The organism is Pseudomonas sp. R1-15 (assembly GCF_051132085.1).
In the GTDB taxonomy this organism is placed as follows: domain Bacteria; phylum Pseudomonadota; class Gammaproteobacteria; order Pseudomonadales; family Pseudomonadaceae; genus Aquipseudomonas.
In genome coordinates this window covers 5,420,554-5,439,957 of sequence record NZ_CP071660.1, presented here as the reverse complement: position 1 = coordinate 5,439,957, position 19,404 = coordinate 5,420,554, and the positions used below count along the sequence as shown (strand labels likewise).

Genomic DNA, 19,404 nt, shown 5'->3' with positions numbered 1-19,404 from the left:
TTGGTTTTTTGGGTGAGGGCGAATGGTTATCGCCAAAAGCTGGCCATACGCCAGCGAGATGGCGCAGCTTAACAGAGGCATTCGTAATAGATTCGAGAATTTACCTACAGGCGCTGGCGTAAGAGGCATCAGGCATGCCGCTGCCATCAACGGGCGCTGTGCTAAGCTGGCGCCCCCTTTTTTTGAACAGTGGAGTCTTGGCGATGAAGGCACGCATCCAATGGGCTGGCGAAGCCATGTTCCTCGGTGAATCAGGCAGTGGTCATGTGGTCGTCATGGACGGCCCACCGGATGCCGGCGGTCGTAACCTGGGTGTCCGGCCAATGGAAATGCTCTTGCTCGGTGTCGGCGGCTGCAGCAACTTCGATGTGGTCAGCATTCTCAAGAAGTCACGCCAGGCCGTCGAAAGTTGCGAAGCGTTTCTTGAAGCCGAGCGCGCGACAGAGGATCCGAAAGTGTTTACCAGGATCCACATGCACTTCGTGGTCAAAGGCCGTGGACTGAAGGAAGCCCAGGTCAAGCGCGCCATTGAGCTGTCCGCCGAGAAATACTGCTCGGCCTCGATCATGCTCGGTGCCGCCGGTGTTGAAATCACTCACGATTATGAAATCATCGAGTTGGGTTGAATCGACATCCAACCATCACAAATGCAGTGCAAGCTCTGGCGGTCAGAAGCCGACATCTGCATAATGCGCCACTTTTTTCAGGGCAATGATCGGCTCGCGGGCTGATCCATTGCCTGGACAGACAACCAAAATCGCCATCGCGAAGAGGTGTTAACCGTCCTACGCAGGTGCGTCGTTCGCATCTGACGGGCATGCTTGATCACGCGGCCGGGCCGCAATACACAGAGAGTTTTCAAACGGTGAAAAGCAAACTCAAGCTCCATGGGTTCAATAACCTGACAAAGACCTTGAGCTTCAACATCTATGACATCTGCTATGCGGAAACCCCGCAAGACCAGCAGGCCTACGTCGAGTACATCAATAAAGAGTACAACGCCAAGCGCCTCACGCAGATCCTCACGGAAGTTGTCGATATCATTGGTGCCAACATCCTGAACATCGCCAGTCAGGACTATGAACCCCAAGGCGCCAGCGTGACCATTCTGATCTCGGAAGAGCCGGTGACACCGACCGAAAGCCAGATCGAAGAGTCCCCGGGCCCGTTGCCTGAAATTATCCTGGCCCACCTCGACAAGAGCCACATCACGGTACATACCTATCCGGAGATCCATCCGGTGGACGGTATCGCAACGTTCCGAGTGGACATCGATGTGTCGACCTGTGGCGTCATTTCACCGCTCAAGGCGCTCAATTTCCTGATTCATCAATTCGATTCCGACATCGTGACCGTGGATTACCGTGTGCGTGGCTTCACACGGGATGTGGAGGGCCACAAGCACTTCATCGATCACGAGATCAATTCGATCCAGAACTATCTCTCCGAAGACACGCGCGACGCTTACCAGATGACCGACGTGAATGTGTACCAGGAAAACCTGTTCCACACCAAGATGCTGCTCAAGGACTTCGAACTGGACAACTACCTGTTCGGTGATGCCACCAGCAACCTGTCCGTTGAGCAGCGTGGCCAGGTGGAAGAGCGTGTGAAGCACGAGATGCTGGAAATTTTCTACGCGCGCAACATGCCGCGCTGAAGGTCAAGGCTACAAAAAAAGGCGACTACCTGTGCGGTAGTCGCCTTTTTCAGTTCTGGGAAACCCGATATGTCTGTGGGACAGGCTCCGTATCGCGGTCAGATCCGATAGGTGCTCTTGGTCATGACCTTCGCCAACAGGCTCATGCCGAATTTCACCGGAGCCGGGAAACGAAACCCCCCCGCATCGAGAGCGCTTTCGGCATGCTGTTCTTCATCCTTGCGCATCTGTTCAAGAATCGCCCGGGACTTTTCATCTTCGGCCGGCAACTGCTCCAGGTGCTCATTCAGATGCTTGCAGACTTGATGTTCGGTTGCCGCGACGAAGCCCAGGCTGACCTTGTCGCTGATCAGCCCGGCCACCGCGCCGATGCCGAATGACATCCCATAGAACAACGGATTCAGGACGCTGGTATGGCTACCTAATTGGCGAATGCGCTGCTCGCACCAGACCAGGTGGTCGACTTCTTCTTCGGCGGCATGCTCCATCGCCTCGCGTACCTGCGGCAATCTCGCCGTCAGCGCCTGGCCCTGGTACAGAGCCTGGGCGCAAACCTCACCGGTATGGTTGATGCGCATCAGGCCCGCGACATGGCGAGTCTCTTCGTCACTCATCTGTACGTCCGGCTGCACGATTGCCGGCGACGGGCGGTACGGCTGGCCGCTGAAGGGCAGCAGCGTGCGCATCGCGGTATCGGCTTGCAGCAGCAGGCGGTCAATGGGCGAGTAGTGACGTTGGGTAGTCATGCTTACCTCCGGAAAAAATCACGGCAGCCAGTTTAACCCAATCGGCCGCTGAAGATTTGCGCTGGGTCAGCGGTATCAACCCGGTGGCCAGTTCATCTGGCGCTGCCCCAGCACGTGCATATGAATGTGATAGACGGTTTGCCCGCCAAGTTCATTGCAGTTCATCACCACGCGGAAGCCTTCCTCACAGCCCAGTTCAAGCGCCAGGCGCTGGGCGGTAAACAGGATATGTCCGGCCAACCCTTTGTCTTCCTCGGTCAGGTCATTGAGGGTGCGGATCGGTTTTTTCGGAATCACCAGGAAATGCACTGGAGCCTGGGGGGCGATGTCGTGAAAAGCCAGAACCTGATCGTCTTCATAAATGATCCTGGCCGGAATTTCCCGGTTGATGATCTTGGTAAACAGAGTGTCCACGGCTGCTGCTCCGTTGGGTTGTTTGAGGTCGAGTGTATTAAAGGCTCGGTTGGCAAGCCCGGGTTAACCATCCGCAAATCTAGCGTGGACAGTAGGCTTTATTGGACATGCCGCTGAGAATTCGCACCAGCCAGCGCGGCCCGAGTCGGGGCAGGGCGGCGATCCAGCGGTTGCGGCGTCCGGGAATGATAATGGCCCGGTCCCTGTCCAGCGCGCGGACAGCGTACAGCGCAACCTCTTCAGGGCTCATCAGCTTCTTATCGTCGCTGGGCTTCTCGTCCCGTTGCCACTCGGCGAAAAAACCGGTGCGGGTCGGGCCAGGGCAAAGTACCGAGACTTTGATCGCACATTTCTTCAGCTCGATTCGCAGGGCTTCGGAAAAATGCAATACGTACGCCTTGCTGGCGTGGTAGGTGCTCATCCAGGGGCCCGGCTGGAACGCGGCAATCGACGCGACGTTCAGGATCTGGCCGCCTCCATGCAGCGCCATGCTGTTGCCTACGGCGTGACAGAGGCGGGTCAGGGCCAGGATATTCACTTCGATGAGGTCCTGCTCGGTCATCCAGTCCTGGCCCAGGAACGGGCCGAAGGTGCCGATGCCGGCGCAGTTGACCAGCAGGTCGATCTGGCGTTCGCCTTCTTCCAGTTCCAGCAGGAAACCTGAAAGCCGCAAGGGCTCGCTCAGGTCGCAAGCCCGGAACAATACTTCCACGCCAAATCGCTGGGTCAGTTCGATCGCAATACTTTCCAGTCGATCGCGCTGTCGCGCCACGAGTATCAGGTTGCGCCCGCGCCGGGCCAGTGCTTCAGCCAGGGCCAGGCCGATTCCGCTGGAAGCGCCAGTGATCAGGGCGTAACGGGTCATGCAGTTCTCCATCGCAACAGCCCGCCGCCAGTGGACTGGGCTGTCACTGGCATGAAGCGGGCCTATTGTTCCTCTTCTTCTTCGTAGTCTACAGAAGGCGAGGCGGGCTCGGCTGCATCAACGGCCGGTTCTTCGCTGGTCTGGTCACTGTATTCGCTGCTTTCGTAGCTGCTCGAGGCACCGCTATCGAAGTCCTCCTGGAGAGCACCGAAGATGCCGGCGAAGGTGGCCACGAAAATCAGGACGATCATCACCAGCCAAAGCGACGCCAGCAGCTTGACCGCCGTGGTATTGCGCGGCGGTGGTGGGCCGTACTGGTTGGCGCCGGTATTGCCTGGGGCGATGATGAGAATGAACGGGAAGATGCTGCCCACGAATGGCACGAGGTTGATCAGCCACAACCACCCCGACCAGCCGAGATCATGCAGACGCTGGACGTTGAACTGGATGCTCACGAACGCGAAGGCAAGCACGACGACTACAGCGATCAGACCACCGACGACCAACCCTGCTATCGAGTCGGAAGCGAGCAGCCAGTTCGTGGCGACCCAGAAGCCCAGGCCTACCAACGGCAGCATGGCCAGGGTCAGGACCATGGTCCAGGCCAGGTAGCGCAGGCGTCCGATACGTCCGTCGAAGCTGAAGGGTTTGAGCGTGCCGTACTCGGCGAACGTTTCACCCACTGCTGCCCGTGGAGGCGCATAAGGAGAAACAGGATCGATCACGGAGTCCGGCTGGCGGCCGCCCGGCTGCTCCTGGATTTCGCCGAGATTGAGCTGGATGGACGGTTCGGCTTCGATTCGTGCATCGATGCCGCTTTTATGAAGCGCGTCCAGGTACTGTTGCGCTTCATTCTGGGACAGGTTGTTCTTGAGGGACACCTTGCGACCGCTGAACAGTCGTTCAATGGCGCTCACATCACTTTTGAACAGTTCGGCGAGGTTGAGCTTGGCGGTAGTGGTATCTACGCCTGGCAGCAGGGCCCCGTCGAATACGATGTTGAAACGGTTTTCGCTCATGCCTGGCATCCTTGTCTTTCTGGTTGGTTTATTGTGGGTTCAGCGCGGCCAATGGCCGCCAAGTTGTGTCGCTAGGGCTTGCGCCTGCCGGTATTCTTCATCCAGGCGTGCGATCAATTGATCGACACCGGGCAAATCATTGATGTCACCTACACCCTGGCCGGCGGACCATACGGTCTTCCAGGCCTTGGCTTCATCATTGAGCGGTTTGAGTTTCGCCCCCGCATCCGCCACGCCCTTGCCTTGCAGAGCAGCCAGGTCGAAGCCGGCACTTTCCAGGCTCTGACGCATGAAACTGGCCGGCACCCCGGACACTGCGGGAGTATGCACGATGTCCGCAGCTCTGGATGTGAGCAACATCTCTTTATAAGCGTCGGACGCGTGACTTTCCGTGGTGCCGATAAAACGCGTTCCGAAGTAGGCCAGATCCGCGCCAAGCAATTGCGCAGCCAGAATCTGATGGCCGTGGTTAAGGCATCCTGCAAGCAACAGGGTTTTATCGAAGAACTGCCGGATTTCAGCAATCAGTGCGAATGGGCTCCAGGTTCCTGCGTGCCCACCCGCACCGGCCGCAACGGCAATCAAACCGTCGACGCCCGCTTCGGCGGCTTTTTCGGCATGGCGGCGAGTGGTCACGTCGTGAAATACCAGGCCGCCATAGCCATGAACCGCGTCCACCAATTCCTTCACCGCCCCCAGGCTGGTGATGACGATCGGCACCTTGTGCTCGATACAGATTGCCAGGTCGGCCTGGAGTCGCGGGTTGCTGTGATGGACGATCAGATTGACTGCGTAGGGCGCCGGCTTTTCCAGGGTCGCCAAGCCCGCTTCGATTTCCTCCAGCCACGCCTTGAAGCCGCTGCTTTCACGTTGGTTCAACGCCGGGAAACTCCCGACGACACCGTTGCGGCAGCAGGCCAGTACCAGCTGCGGATTGGAAATGAGGAACATCGGTGCGACCACGACAGGCAGCCGCAGACGTTGTTCAAGCAGAGCGGGCAGCGACATTGGAGGTCCCTCTGATCAGTGGATGCGGTTGGAGTTAGAACGGCCGGACCACGACCAGAATTACAATAGCCAGCAATATCACGACCGGCACTTCGTTGAACCAGCGATAAAAGACATGACTGCGGGTGTTTTCGCCACGGGCGAAGCGCTTAACCTGGGCACCGCACATATGGTGATAGCCGATCAGCAAGACGACCAGAGTCAGCTTTGCGTGCATCCAGCCGCCTTGGGTGAAATAGGCGCTGGCATTGAGGCTGAGCAAGCCGATGCCGAACACCAGCGTGGCGATCATCGCCGGGCCCATGATGCCGCGATACAACTTGCGTTCCATGATGGAGAAGCGTTCCTTGCTGACGCTGTCTTCGCTTTGAGCGTGGTAGACGAACAGTCTAGGCAGGTAGAACAGGCCGGCAAACCAGCAGACCATGCTGACAATGTGAAGCGCTTTGAGCCATAGATAGAGCATTTTTGAATATTCCCAGATTCACGGTAGCCTCGATAGTAGAGGTTAGCGCGGCCACACGTCACCTTGGCGGTTGTCGCAGCGCTGCGGGCGCCCTATCATCGACGGCTTTCCAGTGGTTCGTTGAGGGCAGGTTCATGGTCAAGGTCGGTATCGTCGGCGGCACGGGTTACACCGGTGTCGAACTGCTGCGTCTGTTGGCGCAGCATCCGCAAGCTGAGGTGGTGGTCATTACCTCCCGATCCGAGGCCGGCCTGGCCGTCGCCGACATGTATCCGAACTTGCGTGGCCATTACGATGGCCTGGCGTTCAGCGTCCCTGACGTCAAAGCCCTTGGGGCCTGCGATGTGGTGTTTTTCGCCACCCCCCATGGTGTCGCCCACGCTTTGGCGGGTGAGTTGCTGGCCGCGGGTACCAAGGTCATTGACCTGTCGGCAGACTTCCGTCTGCAGGACGCAGACGAATGGGCCAAGTGGTACGGTCAGCCCCATGGCGCACCGGAACTGCTGGACGAGGCGGTCTACGGCTTGCCGGAAGTCAATCGTGAAAAAATCAGGCAGGCACGGCTGATCGCGGTGCCGGGTTGCTATCCGACCGCGACGCAGTTGGGATTCCTGCCTTTGCTGGAGGCCGGTCTCGCCGATGCGTCGCGCTTGATCGCCGACTGCAAGTCGGGCGTCAGCGGCGCCGGTCGAGGTGCCAGCGTTGGCTCGTTGTACTCCGAAACATCGGAGAGCATGAAGGCCTACGCGGTCAAGGGGCATCGTCATTTGCCGGAGATTCGCCAAGGGTTGCGTCGCGCGGCAGGCAAGGACGTCGGCCTGACTTTCGTGCCGCACCTGACGCCCATGATCCGTGGTATCCATTCCACCCTCTACGCCACCGTGACCGATCGCTCCGTGGATCTGCAGGCGCTGTTCGAGAAGCGTTATGCCGATGAGCCGTTTGTCGACGTGATGCCGGCTGGCAGCCATCCGGAAACCCGCAGTGTCCGCGGCGCGAACGTATGCCGGATCGCTGTGCATCGCCCCCAGGATGGCGACCTGGTCGTGGTCCTGTCGGTAATCGACAACTTGGTCAAGGGCGCTTCCGGCCAGGCGGTACAGAACCTCAACATCCTCTTTGGGCTGGATGAGCGGCTGGGCCTGTCCCACGCGGGGATGCTGCCTTAATAAGCTATGAGCCCGTGGCTTATAGCTTGCGGCTTACAGCTGCTGCGCAAATAGTTGACCAATTTTGTCGGAGAAGCGGATAATGCCCGCCATCACGCATTATGGCGGCGTAAGCGCCGGGAGATATTCAGCATGAGCGTCGAAACCTTCACTCCCACGGCTTTGCAATTCACCCACGGTGCCGCGCACAAGGTGAAGAGCCTGGTCGATGAAGAGGGCAATGATCGTTTGAAGCTGCGCGTGTTCGTGACGGGCGGCGGTTGTTCAGGTTTTCAGTACGGCTTCACTTTCGATGAGGAAGTGGCCGAGGATGACACCATCGTCGAGCGCGAAGGCGTCAGCCTGGTGGTCGATCCGATGAGCTTCCAGTACCTGGCGGGTGCCGAGGTGGATTATCAGGAAGGCCTGGAAGGATCGCGCTTCGTGATCAAGAATCCTAACGCCACCACAACTTGTGGGTGCGGTTCTTCGTTTTCGATCTGATCGCTTCAATAAAAACGCCGCAGAGCCTTACGGCCCTGCGGCTTTTTTTTGTCCGCGATTATTGATCTCAGGCCGGATAAATAGCGCCGAGTACGCGCGGGCCACGGGCACCAGTGACACTTGGACGGTTGCCTGGAATACCCTCAAGACAGCAATGGGCGAGCCAGGCAAAGGCCATGGCTTCAACCCAATCCGGGTCCACGCCGTACGCTGCCGTACTGCTGACTTTGGTAGCTGGTAGCAAGTCAGCCAGGCGCTTCATCAGTGTCTGGTTGTGTGCGCCACCGCCGCAGACCAGCAGCTCCTGCGTGTTCGGCTGGGCATGCTGGAGTGATTCGACGATGGTCAGGGCAGTCAGTTCAAGTAGTGTCGCCTGCACATCTTCAGGGGCGAAGGCTGGCAATTGCGATAGATGACGGGTCAGCCAGGACAGGTTGAATACTTCTCGTCCGGTACTTTTCGGGCCCTTGGTTACAAAGAAGGGGTCTCCAAGCAACGTCTTGAGCAAAGTCGGCTCTACTTTTCCGCTGGCTGCCCATTGGCCGTCACGATCAAAAGGCTCGCCTCGCTCCTGGTGTATCCATGCATCGAGCAATACGTTGCCTGGGCCACAATCGAAACCTGATACGGGTTTTGCCAGCTCTATCAGGCTGAGATTGCTGAAGCCGCCGACATTCAGCACTGCACGAGGACCGACCCGCTCTTCGAACAGCGCTTCGTGAAATGCCGGAACCAGAGGCGCCCCCTGTCCTCCGGCGGCGACATCACGGCTGCGGAAATCGCTGACAACGGTGATGCCGGTCAATTCGCTCAAGAGTGCCGGGTTACCGATCTGCACGGTAAATCCGCGGGCCGGTTCATGGCGAATGGTTTGGCCGTGGCTGCCAACCGCGGTAACGTCTTCAGGCTTGAGCCTCTGTTCGTCGAGTAAGGTATGGATGCCCTGCGCGGCCAGCTTTACCCAGTTCTGCTGGGCGATGGCGGAGCGGGCGATCTCATCGGGCCCACTGCTGCACAGTGCAAGCAACTCGGTGCGCAGGGGCGTGGGCATGGGTATGTAATGCGTGGCGATCAATTTGATCGCCGGGGCAAGTTCGATCAGCGCGATATCCAGGCCATCCAGGCTGGTCCCGGACATCACACCGATATAGAGCGCCATGGCTTAGCGCTTGCTCGAAGCCAGCAGGGTGGCTTTCTCTTGATCCATGCGAGCCATCAGAGGCTGGCTCTGAGCCAGGAAACGGGTGCGCTCGGATTTCGCAATCGGATCGGCCATCGGCAGTTTCTGGCCGAGCGGATCGACGTGAACGCCGTTGACCTGGAATTCATAGTGCAAGTGCGGGCCGGTGGACAGGCCAGTCGTGCCGATGTAGCCAATAACCTGGCCTTGCTTGACGGAGCCGCCGGTCTTCACGCCTTTGGCGAAACCTTGCATGTGGCCGTACAGCGTGCGGTAGGTGTTGCCGTGCTGGATGATCACGGTATTGCCATAACCGCCACGACGGCCGGCCAGCAGTACCTTGCCATCGCCGGCAGCCTTGATGGGCGTGCCGCGCGGAGCTGCGTAGTCGACGCCCTTGTGGGCGCGGATCTTGTTCAGGATAGGATGCTTGCGGCCTGCGGAAAACCTGGAACTGATGCGGGCGAAGTCGACTGGAGTACGGATAAACGCCTTGCGCATGCTGTTGCCGTCAGCGGTGTAGTAGCTGCTGTTGCCCTGCTTGTTGGTGTAGCGCACCGCCGTATAGGTCTTGCCGCGGTTGGTGAAGCGCGCGGAAAGGATCGGTCCGTTGCCGACGCTTTTCCCATTGACCACTTTCTGTTCGTAGATGACGTCGAACTCGTCGCCCTGGCGAATATCCTGCGCGAAGTCGATGTCATAACCAAACACGCTGGCCATGTCCATGGTCAGGCTGTGGGAAAGGCCGGCGCGGGCGGCCGACTGGGATAGCGAACTATTGATGACGCCGTGAACATAGGCGGAGCGCACGGTAGGTTTGGTGGTGACGCGGTTGAATACATAACCCTTTTCGTTTTTGGTCAGGGTGATGCTTTCCAGATCGCTCAGCTTGGTGTGCAGGTTGGTCAGCTGCCCGTCTGGATTGAGTTCGAATTCGAGTTTCTGGCCACGTTGCAGTTGAGTGAACTGTTTGGCTTGCTTGTCGCTGGCCAGGATTTCATGGACTGAGGTTGAGGGCAGGCCCACCTTTTCGAAGAGGGTGGAGAGTGTGTCGCCCTTGGCAACAATCACTTCACGGTGGTCCGGTCCTTTCTTCTCTTCTGCAACAGGCGCTTCTACCTGTGCAGTGGTGTTTGCAGTGTCTTTCGCGCTTTCTTCAATCTGCGCAAAAGGCGAAGCGGCCGGTTCGTTTGTGGCTTGAACGGCTTCGGCGGCGTCTTGTTCTTGTGTCAGTTGTTCAGCGGGACTTTCCAGTTCAAGACTCAGAGTCGTCTTTTTGGCTTCGACATCGCTGGAAGGAAATACCAGGAGCGCCAGGCTAAGGAGGGCGGCGATACCACTTGCGGCGAGCAGGTGGGTCTTTGGGTAAAGCGGCGGCGCTTTAGACGGTTCGGTGGTCATAGGTAATTTGACTTTTGAAAAGATGAATTGGAAAAGATGAATGACATGATGAAGATGAAATAACTGTATAAAATATAACCAAAACCCCTGCGAAGCAAGCCCGCGGACGCTCTGTCTATGGGATTGGCGTTCGTGCACCTGGCAAACCTTGTATTTGGTGCGCGATCTTGTATGGTTGGGGCCCTTTGAATCTGAGCCTTGCGGGTCTGTTATGAAGTCGGTTGAAGAGCAGCTAGCGCTGATCAAACGTGGTGCGGAAGAACTGTTGGTCGAGTCCGAGCTGATCGAAAAGCTCAAGCGCGGGCAGCCGCTGCGTATCAAGGCCGGTTTCGATCCGACGGCGCCCGATCTGCACCTGGGGCATACCGTGCTTATTAATAAGCTGCGTCAGTTCCAGGACCTGGGGCATCAGGTTATCTTCCTTATAGGCGACTTCACCGGCATGATCGGTGACCCGAGCGGCAAAAGTGCCACGCGTCCTCCGCTGACCCGTGAGCAGGTTCTCGACAACGCCGAGACCTACAAGACTCAGGTCTTCAAGATTCTTGACCCGGCCAAGACCGAAGTGGCTTTCAACTCCACTTGGATGGATCAGATGGGGCCAGCGGATTTCATACGCCTGACTTCCCAATACACCGTAGCTCGCATGCTCGAGCGCGACGATTTCGACAAGCGTTATACAACCAATCAGCCAATCGCCATCCATGAGTTCCTCTACCCGCTTGTGCAGGGTTATGACTCGGTCGCATTGCGGGCGGACGTCGAGCTTGGCGGTACCGATCAGAAGTTCAACCTGCTGATGGGGCGCGAGCTGCAGCGCGGCTATGGGCAAGAAGCTCAGTGCATCCTGACCATGCCATTGTTGGAAGGTCTGGATGGCGTGAAGAAGATGTCCAAGTCGCTGGGCAATTACGTCGGGATCCAGGAGGCGCCGGGCGTCATGTACGGCAAGTTGGTTTCCATTCCTGATGTGCTGATGTGGCGTTATTTCGAGTTGTTGAGCTTCCGCTCCATGGATGAGATCAATGCTTTCCGAGCCGATGTGGAGGCGGGCGCAAATCCGCGTGACATCAAGATCAAGCTGGCCGAAGAGATCGTTGCTCGTTTCCACGGGGAAGAGGCTGCGGCCAACGCTCATCGCGCGGCGGGTAATCGCATGAAGGATGGCGAGCTGCCGGATGACCTGCCGGAGATCGAATTGACTGCTGCCGAGGATATGCCGATTGCGGCGGTTCTGAATAAGGCGGGCTTGGTCAAGAACGCTGCGGTGGCGCGAGACCTCTTGGGTTCGGGCGGCGTGCGTATAGATGGTGAGGTCGTGGATCGCACCTTCATATATAAGCTGGGCTCCACTCATGTGTGTCAGGCCGGCAAGAAAGCTTTCGCACGTATTACGCTCAAATCCGAATAAAGCTGAAAATAACGGTTGACGGCAAATTCTGGATGTCTATAATTCGCCCCACTTCCGGCGCAGTCGAAACGGAAAACTCCTTGAGTTTCAACGAGTTAAGTAGGTTTCGAAAGTGCGCGGCTTCAGATCATCGAAGCACGGAAGGAGTGGGCAGGCCGGTTTGATGGGTTCTGCCGACGGTTCGATCCTCTCGGTCGAAAGCGGTAAAAAAGAGGTGTTGACAGCAGCGACTAACGCTGTAGAATTCGCCTCCCGCTAACGAGAGATCGGAAGCGCAAGTGGTTGAAGTTGTTGAGGATTTCCAAGCGAAACTTTGAAAGCTTCTTAAAATAACCGCTTGACAGATACACGGGGCGCTGTAGAATGCGCGCCTCGGTTGAGACGAAAGGCTCAACCCACCGCTCTTTAACAACTGAATCAAGCAATTCGTGTGGGTGCTTGTGGAGTCAGACTGCTAGTCAACAGATTATCAGCATCACAAGTTACTCCGCGAGAAATCAAAGATGTAACCAACGATTGCTGAGCCAAGTTTAGGGTTTTCTCAAAACCCAAAGATGTTTGAACTGAAGAGTTTGATCATGGCTCAGATTGAACGCTGGCGGCAGGCCTAACACATGCAAGTCGAGCGGCAGCACGGGTACTTGTACCTGGTGGCGAGCGGCGGACGGGTGAGTAATGCCTAGGAATCTGCCTGGTAGTGGGGGATAACGCTCGGAAACGGACGCTAATACCGCATACGTCCTACGGGAGAAAGCAGGGGACCTTCGGGCCTTGCGCTATCAGATGAGCCTAGGTCGGATTAGCTAGTTGGTGAGGTAATGGCTCACCAAGGCGACGATCCGTAACTGGTCTGAGAGGATGATCAGTCACACTGGAACTGAGACACGGTCCAGACTCCTACGGGAGGCAGCAGTGGGGAATATTGGACAATGGGCGAAAGCCTGATCCAGCCATGCCGCGTGTGTGAAGAAGGTCTTCGGATTGTAAAGCACTTTAAGTTGGGAGGAAGGGCAGTTACCTAATACGTAATTGTTTTGACGTTACCGACAGAATAAGCACCGGCTAACTCTGTGCCAGCAGCCGCGGTAATACAGAGGGTGCAAGCGTTAATCGGAATTACTGGGCGTAAAGCGCGCGTAGGTGGTTCGTTAAGTTGGATGTGAAATCCCCGGGCTCAACCTGGGAACTGCATTCAAAACTGTCGAGCTAGAGTATGGTAGAGGGTGGTGGAATTTCCTGTGTAGCGGTGAAATGCGTAGATATAGGAAGGAACACCAGTGGCGAAGGCGACCACCTGGACTGATACTGACACTGAGGTGCGAAAGCGTGGGGAGCAAACAGGATTAGATACCCTGGTAGTCCACGCCGTAAACGATGTCAACTAGCCGTTGGGAGCCTTGAGCTCTTAGTGGCGCAGCTAACGCATTAAGTTGACCGCCTGGGGAGTACGGCCGCAAGGTTAAAACTCAAATGAATTGACGGGGGCCCGCACAAGCGGTGGAGCATGTGGTTTAATTCGAAGCAACGCGAAGAACCTTACCAGGCCTTGACATCCAATGAACTTTCCAGAGATGGATTGGTGCCTTCGGGAACATTGAGACAGGTGCTGCATGGCTGTCGTCAGCTCGTGTCGTGAGATGTTGGGTTAAGTCCCGTAACGAGCGCAACCCTTGTCCTTAGTTACCAGCACGTTATGGTGGGCACTCTAAGGAGACTGCCGGTGACAAACCGGAGGAAGGTGGGGATGACGTCAAGTCATCATGGCCCTTACGGCCTGGGCTACACACGTGCTACAATGGTCGGTACAGAGGGTTGCCAAGCCGCGAGGTGGAGCTAATCCCACAAAACCGATCGTAGTCCGGATCGCAGTCTGCAACTCGACTGCGTGAAGTCGGAATCGCTAGTAATCGCGAATCAGAATGTCGCGGTGAATACGTTCCCGGGCCTTGTACACACCGCCCGTCACACCATGGGAGTGGGTTGCACCAGAAGTAGCTAGTCTAACCTTCGGGAGGACGGTTACCACGGTGTGATTCATGACTGGGGTGAAGTCGTAACAAGGTAGCCGTAGGGGAACCTGCGGCTGGATCACCTCCTTAATCGACGACCGCAGCGGCTTCATGAGCTCCCACACGAATTGCTTGATTCATTGAAGAAGACGATTGGGTCTGTAGCTCAGTTGGTTAGAGCGCACCCCTGATAAGGGTGAGGTCGGCAGTTCGAATCTGCCCAGACCCACCAATTTCATGGTGTCCCCTGTAGCGATACGGGGCCATAGCTCAGCTGGGAGAGCGCCTGCCTTGCACGCAGGAGGTCAGCGGTTCGATCCCGCTTGGCTCCACCATTACAGATTGGTACCAACGTTTAAAGCTTAGAAATGAGCATTCCACCGTACGGTGCCTGAATGTTGATTTCTAGTCTTTTGATTAGATCGTTCTTTAAAAATTTGGGTATGTGATAGAAAGATAGACTGAACGTTACTTTCACTGGTAACGGCTCAGGCTAAGGTAAAATTTGTGAGTTCTCTTAGTTGAGAAATTCGAATTTTCGGCGAATGTCGTCTTCACAGTATAACCAGATTGCTTGGGGTTATATGGTCAAGTGAAGAAGCGCATACGGTGGATGCCTTGGCAGTCAGAGGCGATGAAAGACGTGGTAGCCTGCGAAAAGCTTCGGGGAGTCGGCAAACAGACTTTGATCCGGAGATGTCTGAATGGGGGAACCCAGCCATCATAAGATGGTTATCTTGTACTGAATACATAGGTGCAAGAGGCGAACCAGGGGAACTGAAACATCTAAGTACCCTGAGGAAAAGAAATCAACCGAGATTCCCTTAGTAGTGGCGAGCGAACGGGGACTAGCCCTTAAGCTTCTTTGATTTTAGCGGAACGCTCTGGAAAGTGCGGCCATAGTGGGTGATAGCCCTGTACGCGAAAGGATCTTAGAAGTGAAATCGAGTAGGACGGAGCACGAGAAACTTTGTCTGAATATGGGGGGACCATCCTCCAAGGCTAAATACTACTGACTGACCGATAGTGAACTAGTACCGTGAGGGAAAGGCGAAAAGAACCCCGGAGAGGGGAGTGAAATAGATCCTGAAACCGTATGCGTACAAGCAGTGGGAGCCCACTTTGTTGGGTGACTGCGTACCTTTTGTATAATGGGTCAGCGACTTATTTTCAGTGGCGAGCTTAACCGAATAGGGGAGGCGTAGCGAAAGCGAGTCTTAATAGGGCGTCTAGTCGCTGGGAATAGACCCGAAACCGGGCGATCTATCCATGGGCAGGTTGAAGGTTAGGTAACACTGACTGGAGGACCGAACCGACTACCGTTGAAAAGTTAGCGGATGACCTGTGGATCGGAGTGAAAGGCTAATCAAGCTCGGAGATAGCTGGTTCTCCTCGAAAGCTATTTAGGTAGCGCCTCATGTATCACTGTAGGGGGTAGAGCACTGTTTCGGCTAGGGGGTCATCCCGACTTACCAAACCGATGCAAACTCCGAATACCTACAAGTGCCGAGCATGGGAGACACACGGCGGGTGCTAACGTCCGTCGTGAAAAGGGAAACAACCCAGACCGTCAGCTAAGGTCCCAAAGTTATGGTTAAGTGGGAAACGATGTGGGAAGGCTTAGACAGCTAGGAGGTTGGCTTAGAAGCAGCCACCCTTTAAAGAAAGCGTAATAGCTCACTAGTCGAGTCGGCCTGCGCGGAAGATGTAACGGGGCTCAAACCATACACCGAAGCTACGGGTATCACGCAAGTGATGCGGTAGAGGAGCGTTCTGTAAGCCTGTGAAGGTGAGTTGAGAAGCTTGCTGGAGGTATCAGAAGTGCGAATGCTGACATGAGTAACGACAATGGGTGTGAAAAACACCCACGCCGAAAGACCAAGGTTTCCTGCGCAACGTTAATCGACGCAGGGTTAGTCGGTCCCTAAGGCGAGGCTGAAAAGCGTAGTCGATGGAAAACAGGTTAATATTCCTGTACTTCTGGTTATTGCGATGGAGGGACGGAGAAGGCTAGGCCAGCTTGGCGTTGGTTGTCCAAGTTTAAGGTGGTAGGCTGAGATCTTAGGTAAATCCGGGATCTTAAGGCCGAGAGCTGATGACGAGTTACCCTTTGGGTGACGAAGTGGTTGATGCCATGCTTCCAAGAAAAGCTTCTAAGCTTCAGGTAACCAGGAACCGTACCCCAAACCGACACAGGTGGTTGGGTAGAGAATACCAAGGCGCTTGAGAGAACTCGGGTGAAGGAACTAGGCAAAATGGCACCGTAACTTCGGGAGAAGGTGCGCCGGTGAGGGTGAAGCACTTGCTGCGTAAGCCCACGCCGGTCGAAGATACCAGGCCGCTGCGACTGTTTATTAAAAACACAGCACTCTGCAAACACGAAAGTGGACGTATAGGGTGTGACGCCTGCCCGGTGCCGGAAGGTTAATTGATGGGGTTAGCTAACGCGAAGCTCTTGATCGAAGCCCCGGTAAACGGCGGCCGTAACTATAACGGTCCTAAGGTAGCGAAATTCCTTGTCGGGTAAGTTCCGACCTGCACGAATGGCGTAACGATGGCGGCGCTGTCTCCACCCGAGACTCAGTGAAATTGAAATCGCTGTGAAGATGCAGTGTATCCGCGGCTAGACGGAAAGACCCCGTGAACCTTTACTATAGCTTTGCACTGGACTTTGAATTTGCTTGTGTAGGATAGGTGGGAGGCTTTGAAGCGTGGACGCCAGTCTGCGTGGAGCCATCCTTGAAATACCACCCTGGCAACTTTGAGGTTCTAACTCAGGTCCGTTATCCGGATCGAGGACAGTGTATGGTGGGTAGTTTGACTGGGGCGGTCTCCTCCTAAAGAGTAACGGAGGAGTACGAAGGTGCGCTCAGACCGGTCGGAAATCGGTCGTAGAGTATAAAGGCAAAAGCGCGCTTGACTGCGAGACAGACACGTCGAGCAGGTACGAAAGTAGGTCTTAGTGATCCGGTGGTTCTGTATGGAAGGGCCATCGCTCAACGGATAAAAGGTACTCCGGGGATAACAGGCTGATACCGCCCAAGAGTTCATATCGACGGCGGTGTTTGGCACCTCGATGTCGGCTCATCACATCCTGGGGCTGAAGCCGGTCCCAAGGGTATGGCTGTTCGCCATTTAAAGTGGTACGCGAGCTGGGTTTAGAACGTCGTGAGACAGTTCGGTCCCTATCTGCCGTGGACGTTTGAGATTTGAGAGGGGCTGCTCCTAGTACGAGAGGACCGGAGTGGACGAACCTCTGGTGTTCCGGTTGTCACGCCAGTGGCATTGCCGGGTAGCTATGTTCGGAAAAGATAACCGCTGAAAGCATCTAAGCGGGAAACTTGCCTCAAGATGAGATCTCACTGGGACCTTGAGTCCCCTGAAGGGCCGTCGAAGACTACGACGTTGATAGGCAGGGTGTGTAAGCGCTGTGAGGCGTTGAGCTAACCTGTACTAATTGCCCGTGAGGCTTGACCATATAACACCCAAGCAATCTGTAGACTCGAAAGAGGCCAGATTGCGGTGTGTGAAGACGCAATGAACCGAAAGTTCGAGTCAAAACCCACAAACTATCGCATACCCATTCGCTGGAACGTGACCGCAAGGCACGCGCTGGCTACCGAATTTCTTGACGACCATAGAGCATTGGAACCACCTGATCCCATCCCGAACTCAGAAGTGAAACGATGCATCGCCGATGGTAGTGTGGGGTTTCCCCATGTGAGAGTAGGTCATCGTCAAGATTAAATTCCGAAACCCCTATCTGCTGACGCAGGTAGGGGTTTTGTTTTGCCCGCAGGAAAGCGCTTGGGTGTTTCTATGCAACCGTCTTGTGCATGGCTATCATGCGGGCCTCGTTATCAGGCGCAGTTCGTATGCTCACGTTGCTAAGACTTCTGAAGGACGGCCGTTTCCATTCGGGCCAGGCGCTGGGTGCTGGGTTAGGTATCAGTCGTAGTGCGGTATGGAAACAATTGCAGCACCTGGAGGCGGAATTAGGCTTGTCTGTACATAAGGTTCGGGGCAAGGGGTATCGCCTGGCGAAGCCGCTGTTGCTTTTGGATGCGGCCGAAATCCGCGCGGCAGAAGGCTGTGAGTGGCCTGTTCACCTGTTTGATTCCATTGACTCCACCAATGCCGAAGCGCTGCGGTCCATCGGGCGTGGGGTGGAAGCGCCATTCCTTGTTCTGGCCGAGCGGCAAATAGCCGGTCGGGGACGTCGCGGCCGCAAATGGGTCAGTCCATTCGCCGAAAATCTCTATTACAGTCTGGTGCTGCGCATTGACGGTGGCATGCGGCAGATTGAGGGGCTCAGTCTTGTCGTTGGGCTCGCCGTCATGCATTCGTTGCGTGATATGGGAGTTGTTGAGGCAGGGCTAAAGTGGCCTAACGATGTGTTGGTAGGTGAAAAGAAAATCGCCGGCATACTGCTTGAGCTGGTAGGGGACCCTGCGGACGTTTGTCACGTTGTCCTGGGTGTCGGCGTAAACGTGAATATGCAATCGACTGATGAGGTTGATCAGCAGTGGACGTCCATGAGCCTTGAAGCGGGTCGTGATTTTGACCGGAACGAGTTGGTGGCGCGAATGAGTGGAAAGCTTCAGGGGTATCTGGAGCTGCATCATGCGTCGGGATTTGCAGCGATCCAGTCGGAGTGGGAGCAATATCATTTGTGGCAGGGGCGGGCTGTGTCGCTGATTGCCGGTATCAATCGTATCGACGGCGTGGTGATGGGCATTGATCGCCAAGGTGCGCTGCGTTTGAAGGTGGATGGTGTGGAAAAGATATTCAGTGGTGGCGAGCTCAGCTTGAGGTTGCGTGATGATTCTTGAGCTTGATTGCGGCAACAGTTTTATCAAGTGGCGTGTTGTTCGTGCAGATGGCGTCACCCCTGTCGGCGGTGGGGTAGTCGGCTCGGATAGCGATTTGCTCGCGAGCCTGACAGGCTCAGATAAATTTCAGCTGAAGAAATGCCGTCTTGTCAGCGTCAGGACTCCTGAGGAGACCGATTCGTTGGTCGCCTCCCTGGTAGAGACATTTGGGGTCTCCGTGGCTCGCGCAACACCTACCCAAGAGATGGCGGGCGTTACAAACGGTTATGAAGACTATGAGCGCTTGGGGCTTGATCGATGGCTGGCTTTGCTCGGTGGGTACCACCTGGCTTCGGGCGCATGCCTGGTTCTGGATTTTGGTACGGCAATCACGGCAGATTTCGTAGCGCCTGACGGGCAGCACTTGGGAGGGTTCATCTGCCCTGGGATGCCTCTGATGCGTAACCAGTTACGTACCCATACCCGGCGAATCCGCTATGACGATACTGCTGCAGAGCGGGCTCACGAGAGTCTTGCTCCTGGCAGGGCAACGGTCGAGGCGGTGGAGCGTGGTTGTATGCTGATGTTGAGAGGCTTCGTGCTGACTCAGCTCGAATTGGCGCGGCAATATTGGGGAGAGGATTTCGAGGTGTTTCTAACGGGAGGGGATGCCGATCTGGTTTCCGGGGTTGTTCCAGATGCCAAGGTGGTGCCTGACCTGGTTTTTGTTGGTTTGGCGATGGCTTGTCCTTTGTCTTGAGG

The 19,404-nt window shown here is 56.1% G+C and carries 15 protein-coding genes, 2 tRNA genes and 3 rRNA genes; 12 read left to right on the top strand and 8 right to left on the bottom strand.

The features are described from left to right. The first annotated feature begins 203 nt into the window (after nt 1-203). Both J3P97_RS24660 and speD read left to right on the top strand, forming a co-directional pair. Entirely contained in the window at nt 204-626 is a 423-nt protein-coding gene (locus tag J3P97_RS24660; protein WP_015097046.1) for an OsmC family protein, read from the top strand. A 239-nt stretch (nt 627-865) separates the two neighbouring features. Beyond that, nucleotides 866-1,660 carry an adenosylmethionine decarboxylase gene (speD, locus tag J3P97_RS24655; protein WP_434571448.1) on the top strand — a complete coding sequence of 265 codons (795 nt, stop codon included), beginning with the start codon at nt 866-868 and terminating at the stop codon, nt 1,658-1,660. A 98-nt stretch (nt 1,661-1,758) separates the two neighbouring features. Here speD and coq7 read toward each other — a convergent pair whose 3' ends face one another. The 6 genes from coq7 to hemJ form a co-directional block, all read right to left on the bottom strand. Then, on the bottom strand, nt 1,759-2,406 hold the full coding sequence (gene coq7 / locus J3P97_RS24650; RefSeq protein WP_305498429.1) for a 2-polyprenyl-3-methyl-6-methoxy-1,4-benzoquinone monooxygenase: 648 nt from the start codon (nt 2,404-2,406) through the stop codon (nt 1,759-1,761). A gap of 75 nt (nt 2,407-2,481) precedes the next feature. Further along, the gene (locus J3P97_RS24645) at nt 2,482-2,820 is read right to left on the bottom strand and encodes a histidine triad nucleotide-binding protein (RefSeq protein ID WP_305498431.1); all 339 of its coding nucleotides are present in this window, start codon (nt 2,818-2,820) and stop codon (nt 2,482-2,484) included. 79 nt (nt 2,821-2,899) lie between these two features. After that, nucleotides 2,900-3,685 (bottom strand): SDR family NAD(P)-dependent oxidoreductase, encoded by a 786-nt coding sequence (locus J3P97_RS24640; RefSeq protein WP_434571452.1) that lies wholly within the window; start codon nt 3,683-3,685, stop codon nt 2,900-2,902. A gap of 62 nt (nt 3,686-3,747) precedes the next feature. Further along, nucleotides 3,748-4,704, bottom strand: coding sequence for a DUF805 domain-containing protein (locus tag J3P97_RS24635; protein WP_434601994.1), 957 nt, complete (start codon nt 4,702-4,704; stop codon nt 3,748-3,750). A 39-nt stretch (nt 4,705-4,743) separates the two neighbouring features. Beyond that, nucleotides 4,744-5,712 (bottom strand): NAD(P)H-dependent flavin oxidoreductase, encoded by a 969-nt coding sequence (locus J3P97_RS24630; protein ID WP_434571456.1) that lies wholly within the window; start codon nt 5,710-5,712, stop codon nt 4,744-4,746. A 34-nt stretch (nt 5,713-5,746) separates the two neighbouring features. Then, on the bottom strand, nt 5,747-6,178 hold the full coding sequence (gene hemJ / locus J3P97_RS24625) for a protoporphyrinogen oxidase HemJ (RefSeq protein ID WP_305498435.1): 432 nt from the start codon (nt 6,176-6,178) through the stop codon (nt 5,747-5,749). Nucleotides 6,179-6,312: 134 nt separating this feature from the next. On the opposite strand from hemJ, the gene argC reads away from it, so the two are divergent. Next, nucleotides 6,313-7,347: an N-acetyl-gamma-glutamyl-phosphate reductase gene (argC, locus tag J3P97_RS24620; protein WP_434672940.1), complete on the top strand. Its 1,035-nt coding sequence runs from the start codon at nt 6,313-6,315 to the stop codon at nt 7,345-7,347. A 132-nt stretch (nt 7,348-7,479) separates the two neighbouring features. After that, nucleotides 7,480-7,830, top strand: coding sequence for an iron-sulfur cluster insertion protein ErpA (gene erpA, locus J3P97_RS24615; RefSeq protein WP_003177727.1), 351 nt, complete (start codon nt 7,480-7,482; stop codon nt 7,828-7,830). A gap of 67 nt (nt 7,831-7,897) precedes the next feature. On the opposite strand, the gene J3P97_RS24610 is transcribed toward erpA, so the two are convergent. Both J3P97_RS24610 and J3P97_RS24605 read right to left on the bottom strand, forming a co-directional pair. Then, nucleotides 7,898-8,989: an anhydro-N-acetylmuramic acid kinase gene (locus tag J3P97_RS24610; RefSeq protein ID WP_434672939.1), complete on the bottom strand. Its 1,092-nt coding sequence runs from the start codon at nt 8,987-8,989 to the stop codon at nt 7,898-7,900. A gap of 3 nt (nt 8,990-8,992) precedes the next feature. Then, nucleotides 8,993-10,411 carry a peptidoglycan DD-metalloendopeptidase family protein gene (locus tag J3P97_RS24605; protein WP_434674588.1) on the bottom strand — a complete coding sequence of 473 codons (1,419 nt, stop codon included), beginning with the start codon at nt 10,409-10,411 and terminating at the stop codon, nt 8,993-8,995. Between the two features lie 211 nt (nt 10,412-10,622). On the opposite strand from J3P97_RS24605, the gene tyrS reads away from it, so the two are divergent. From tyrS to J3P97_RS24565, 8 genes are all read left to right on the top strand, one after another. Further along, nucleotides 10,623-11,822 (top strand): tyrosine--tRNA ligase, encoded by a 1,200-nt coding sequence (gene tyrS, locus J3P97_RS24600; protein WP_305498438.1) that lies wholly within the window; start codon nt 10,623-10,625, stop codon nt 11,820-11,822. Between the two features lie 560 nt (nt 11,823-12,382). Beyond that, nucleotides 12,383-13,921: ribosomal RNA gene (locus J3P97_RS24595) — 16S ribosomal RNA — on the top strand. 65 nt (nt 13,922-13,986) lie between these two features. Beyond that, nucleotides 13,987-14,063 (top strand) — tRNA-Ile (locus J3P97_RS24590). A 27-nt stretch (nt 14,064-14,090) separates the two neighbouring features. Beyond that, nucleotides 14,091-14,166 (top strand) — tRNA-Ala (locus J3P97_RS24585). A 251-nt stretch (nt 14,167-14,417) separates the two neighbouring features. Beyond that, a 23S ribosomal RNA gene (locus tag J3P97_RS24580) occupies nt 14,418-17,309 on the top strand. A 149-nt stretch (nt 17,310-17,458) separates the two neighbouring features. Continuing rightward, nucleotides 17,459-17,574: ribosomal RNA gene (gene rrf / locus J3P97_RS24575) — 5S ribosomal RNA — on the top strand. Together the 16S, 23S and 5S rRNA genes with 2 tRNA genes alongside form the textbook arrangement of a ribosomal RNA operon. Nucleotides 17,575-17,706: 132 nt before the next feature. Further along, the gene (birA, locus tag J3P97_RS24570) at nt 17,707-18,663 is read left to right on the top strand and encodes a bifunctional biotin--[acetyl-CoA-carboxylase] ligase/biotin operon repressor BirA (protein WP_434672938.1); all 957 of its coding nucleotides are present in this window, start codon (nt 17,707-17,709) and stop codon (nt 18,661-18,663) included. Further along, complete coding sequence (locus tag J3P97_RS24565; RefSeq protein WP_434601989.1) at nt 18,653-19,402, top strand: pantothenate kinase; 750 nt, start codon at nt 18,653-18,655, stop codon at nt 19,400-19,402. Before birA ends, J3P97_RS24565 begins: the two co-directional genes overlap by 11 nt. The last annotated feature ends 2 nt before the right edge of the window (nt 19,403-19,404 follow it).

Bases quoted from the DNA above. Each gene is read 5' to 3' on its own strand.
- J3P97_RS24565 (WP_434601989.1), top strand. From the start codon at position 18,653: ATGATTCTTGAGCTTGATTGCGGCAACAGTTTTATCAAGTGGCGTGTT.
- J3P97_RS24610 (WP_434672939.1), bottom strand. From the start codon at position 8,989: ATGGCGCTCTATATCGGTGTGATGTCCGGGACCAGCCTGGATGGCCTG.
- J3P97_RS24605 (WP_434674588.1), bottom strand. From the start codon at position 10,411: ATGACCACCGAACCGTCTAAAGCGCCGCCGCTTTACCCAAAGACCCAC.
- birA (WP_434672938.1), top strand. From the start codon at position 17,707: ATGCTCACGTTGCTAAGACTTCTGAAGGACGGCCGTTTCCATTCGGGC.
- coq7 (WP_305498429.1), bottom strand. From the start codon at position 2,406: ATGACTACCCAACGTCACTACTCGCCCATTGACCGCCTGCTGCTGCAA.
- J3P97_RS24640 (WP_434571452.1), bottom strand. From the start codon at position 3,685: ATGACCCGTTACGCCCTGATCACTGGCGCTTCCAGCGGAATCGGCCTG.
- erpA (WP_003177727.1), top strand. From the start codon at position 7,480: ATGAGCGTCGAAACCTTCACTCCCACGGCTTTGCAATTCACCCACGGT.
- J3P97_RS24660 (WP_015097046.1), top strand. From the start codon at position 204: ATGAAGGCACGCATCCAATGGGCTGGCGAAGCCATGTTCCTCGGTGAA.
- hemJ (WP_305498435.1), bottom strand. From the start codon at position 6,178: ATGCTCTATCTATGGCTCAAAGCGCTTCACATTGTCAGCATGGTCTGC.
- argC (WP_434672940.1), top strand. From the start codon at position 6,313: ATGGTCAAGGTCGGTATCGTCGGCGGCACGGGTTACACCGGTGTCGAA.
- J3P97_RS24630 (WP_434571456.1), bottom strand. From the start codon at position 5,712: ATGTCGCTGCCCGCTCTGCTTGAACAACGTCTGCGGCTGCCTGTCGTG.
- J3P97_RS24635 (WP_434601994.1), bottom strand. From the start codon at position 4,704: ATGAGCGAAAACCGTTTCAACATCGTATTCGACGGGGCCCTGCTGCCA.
- tyrS (WP_305498438.1), top strand. From the start codon at position 10,623: ATGAAGTCGGTTGAAGAGCAGCTAGCGCTGATCAAACGTGGTGCGGAA.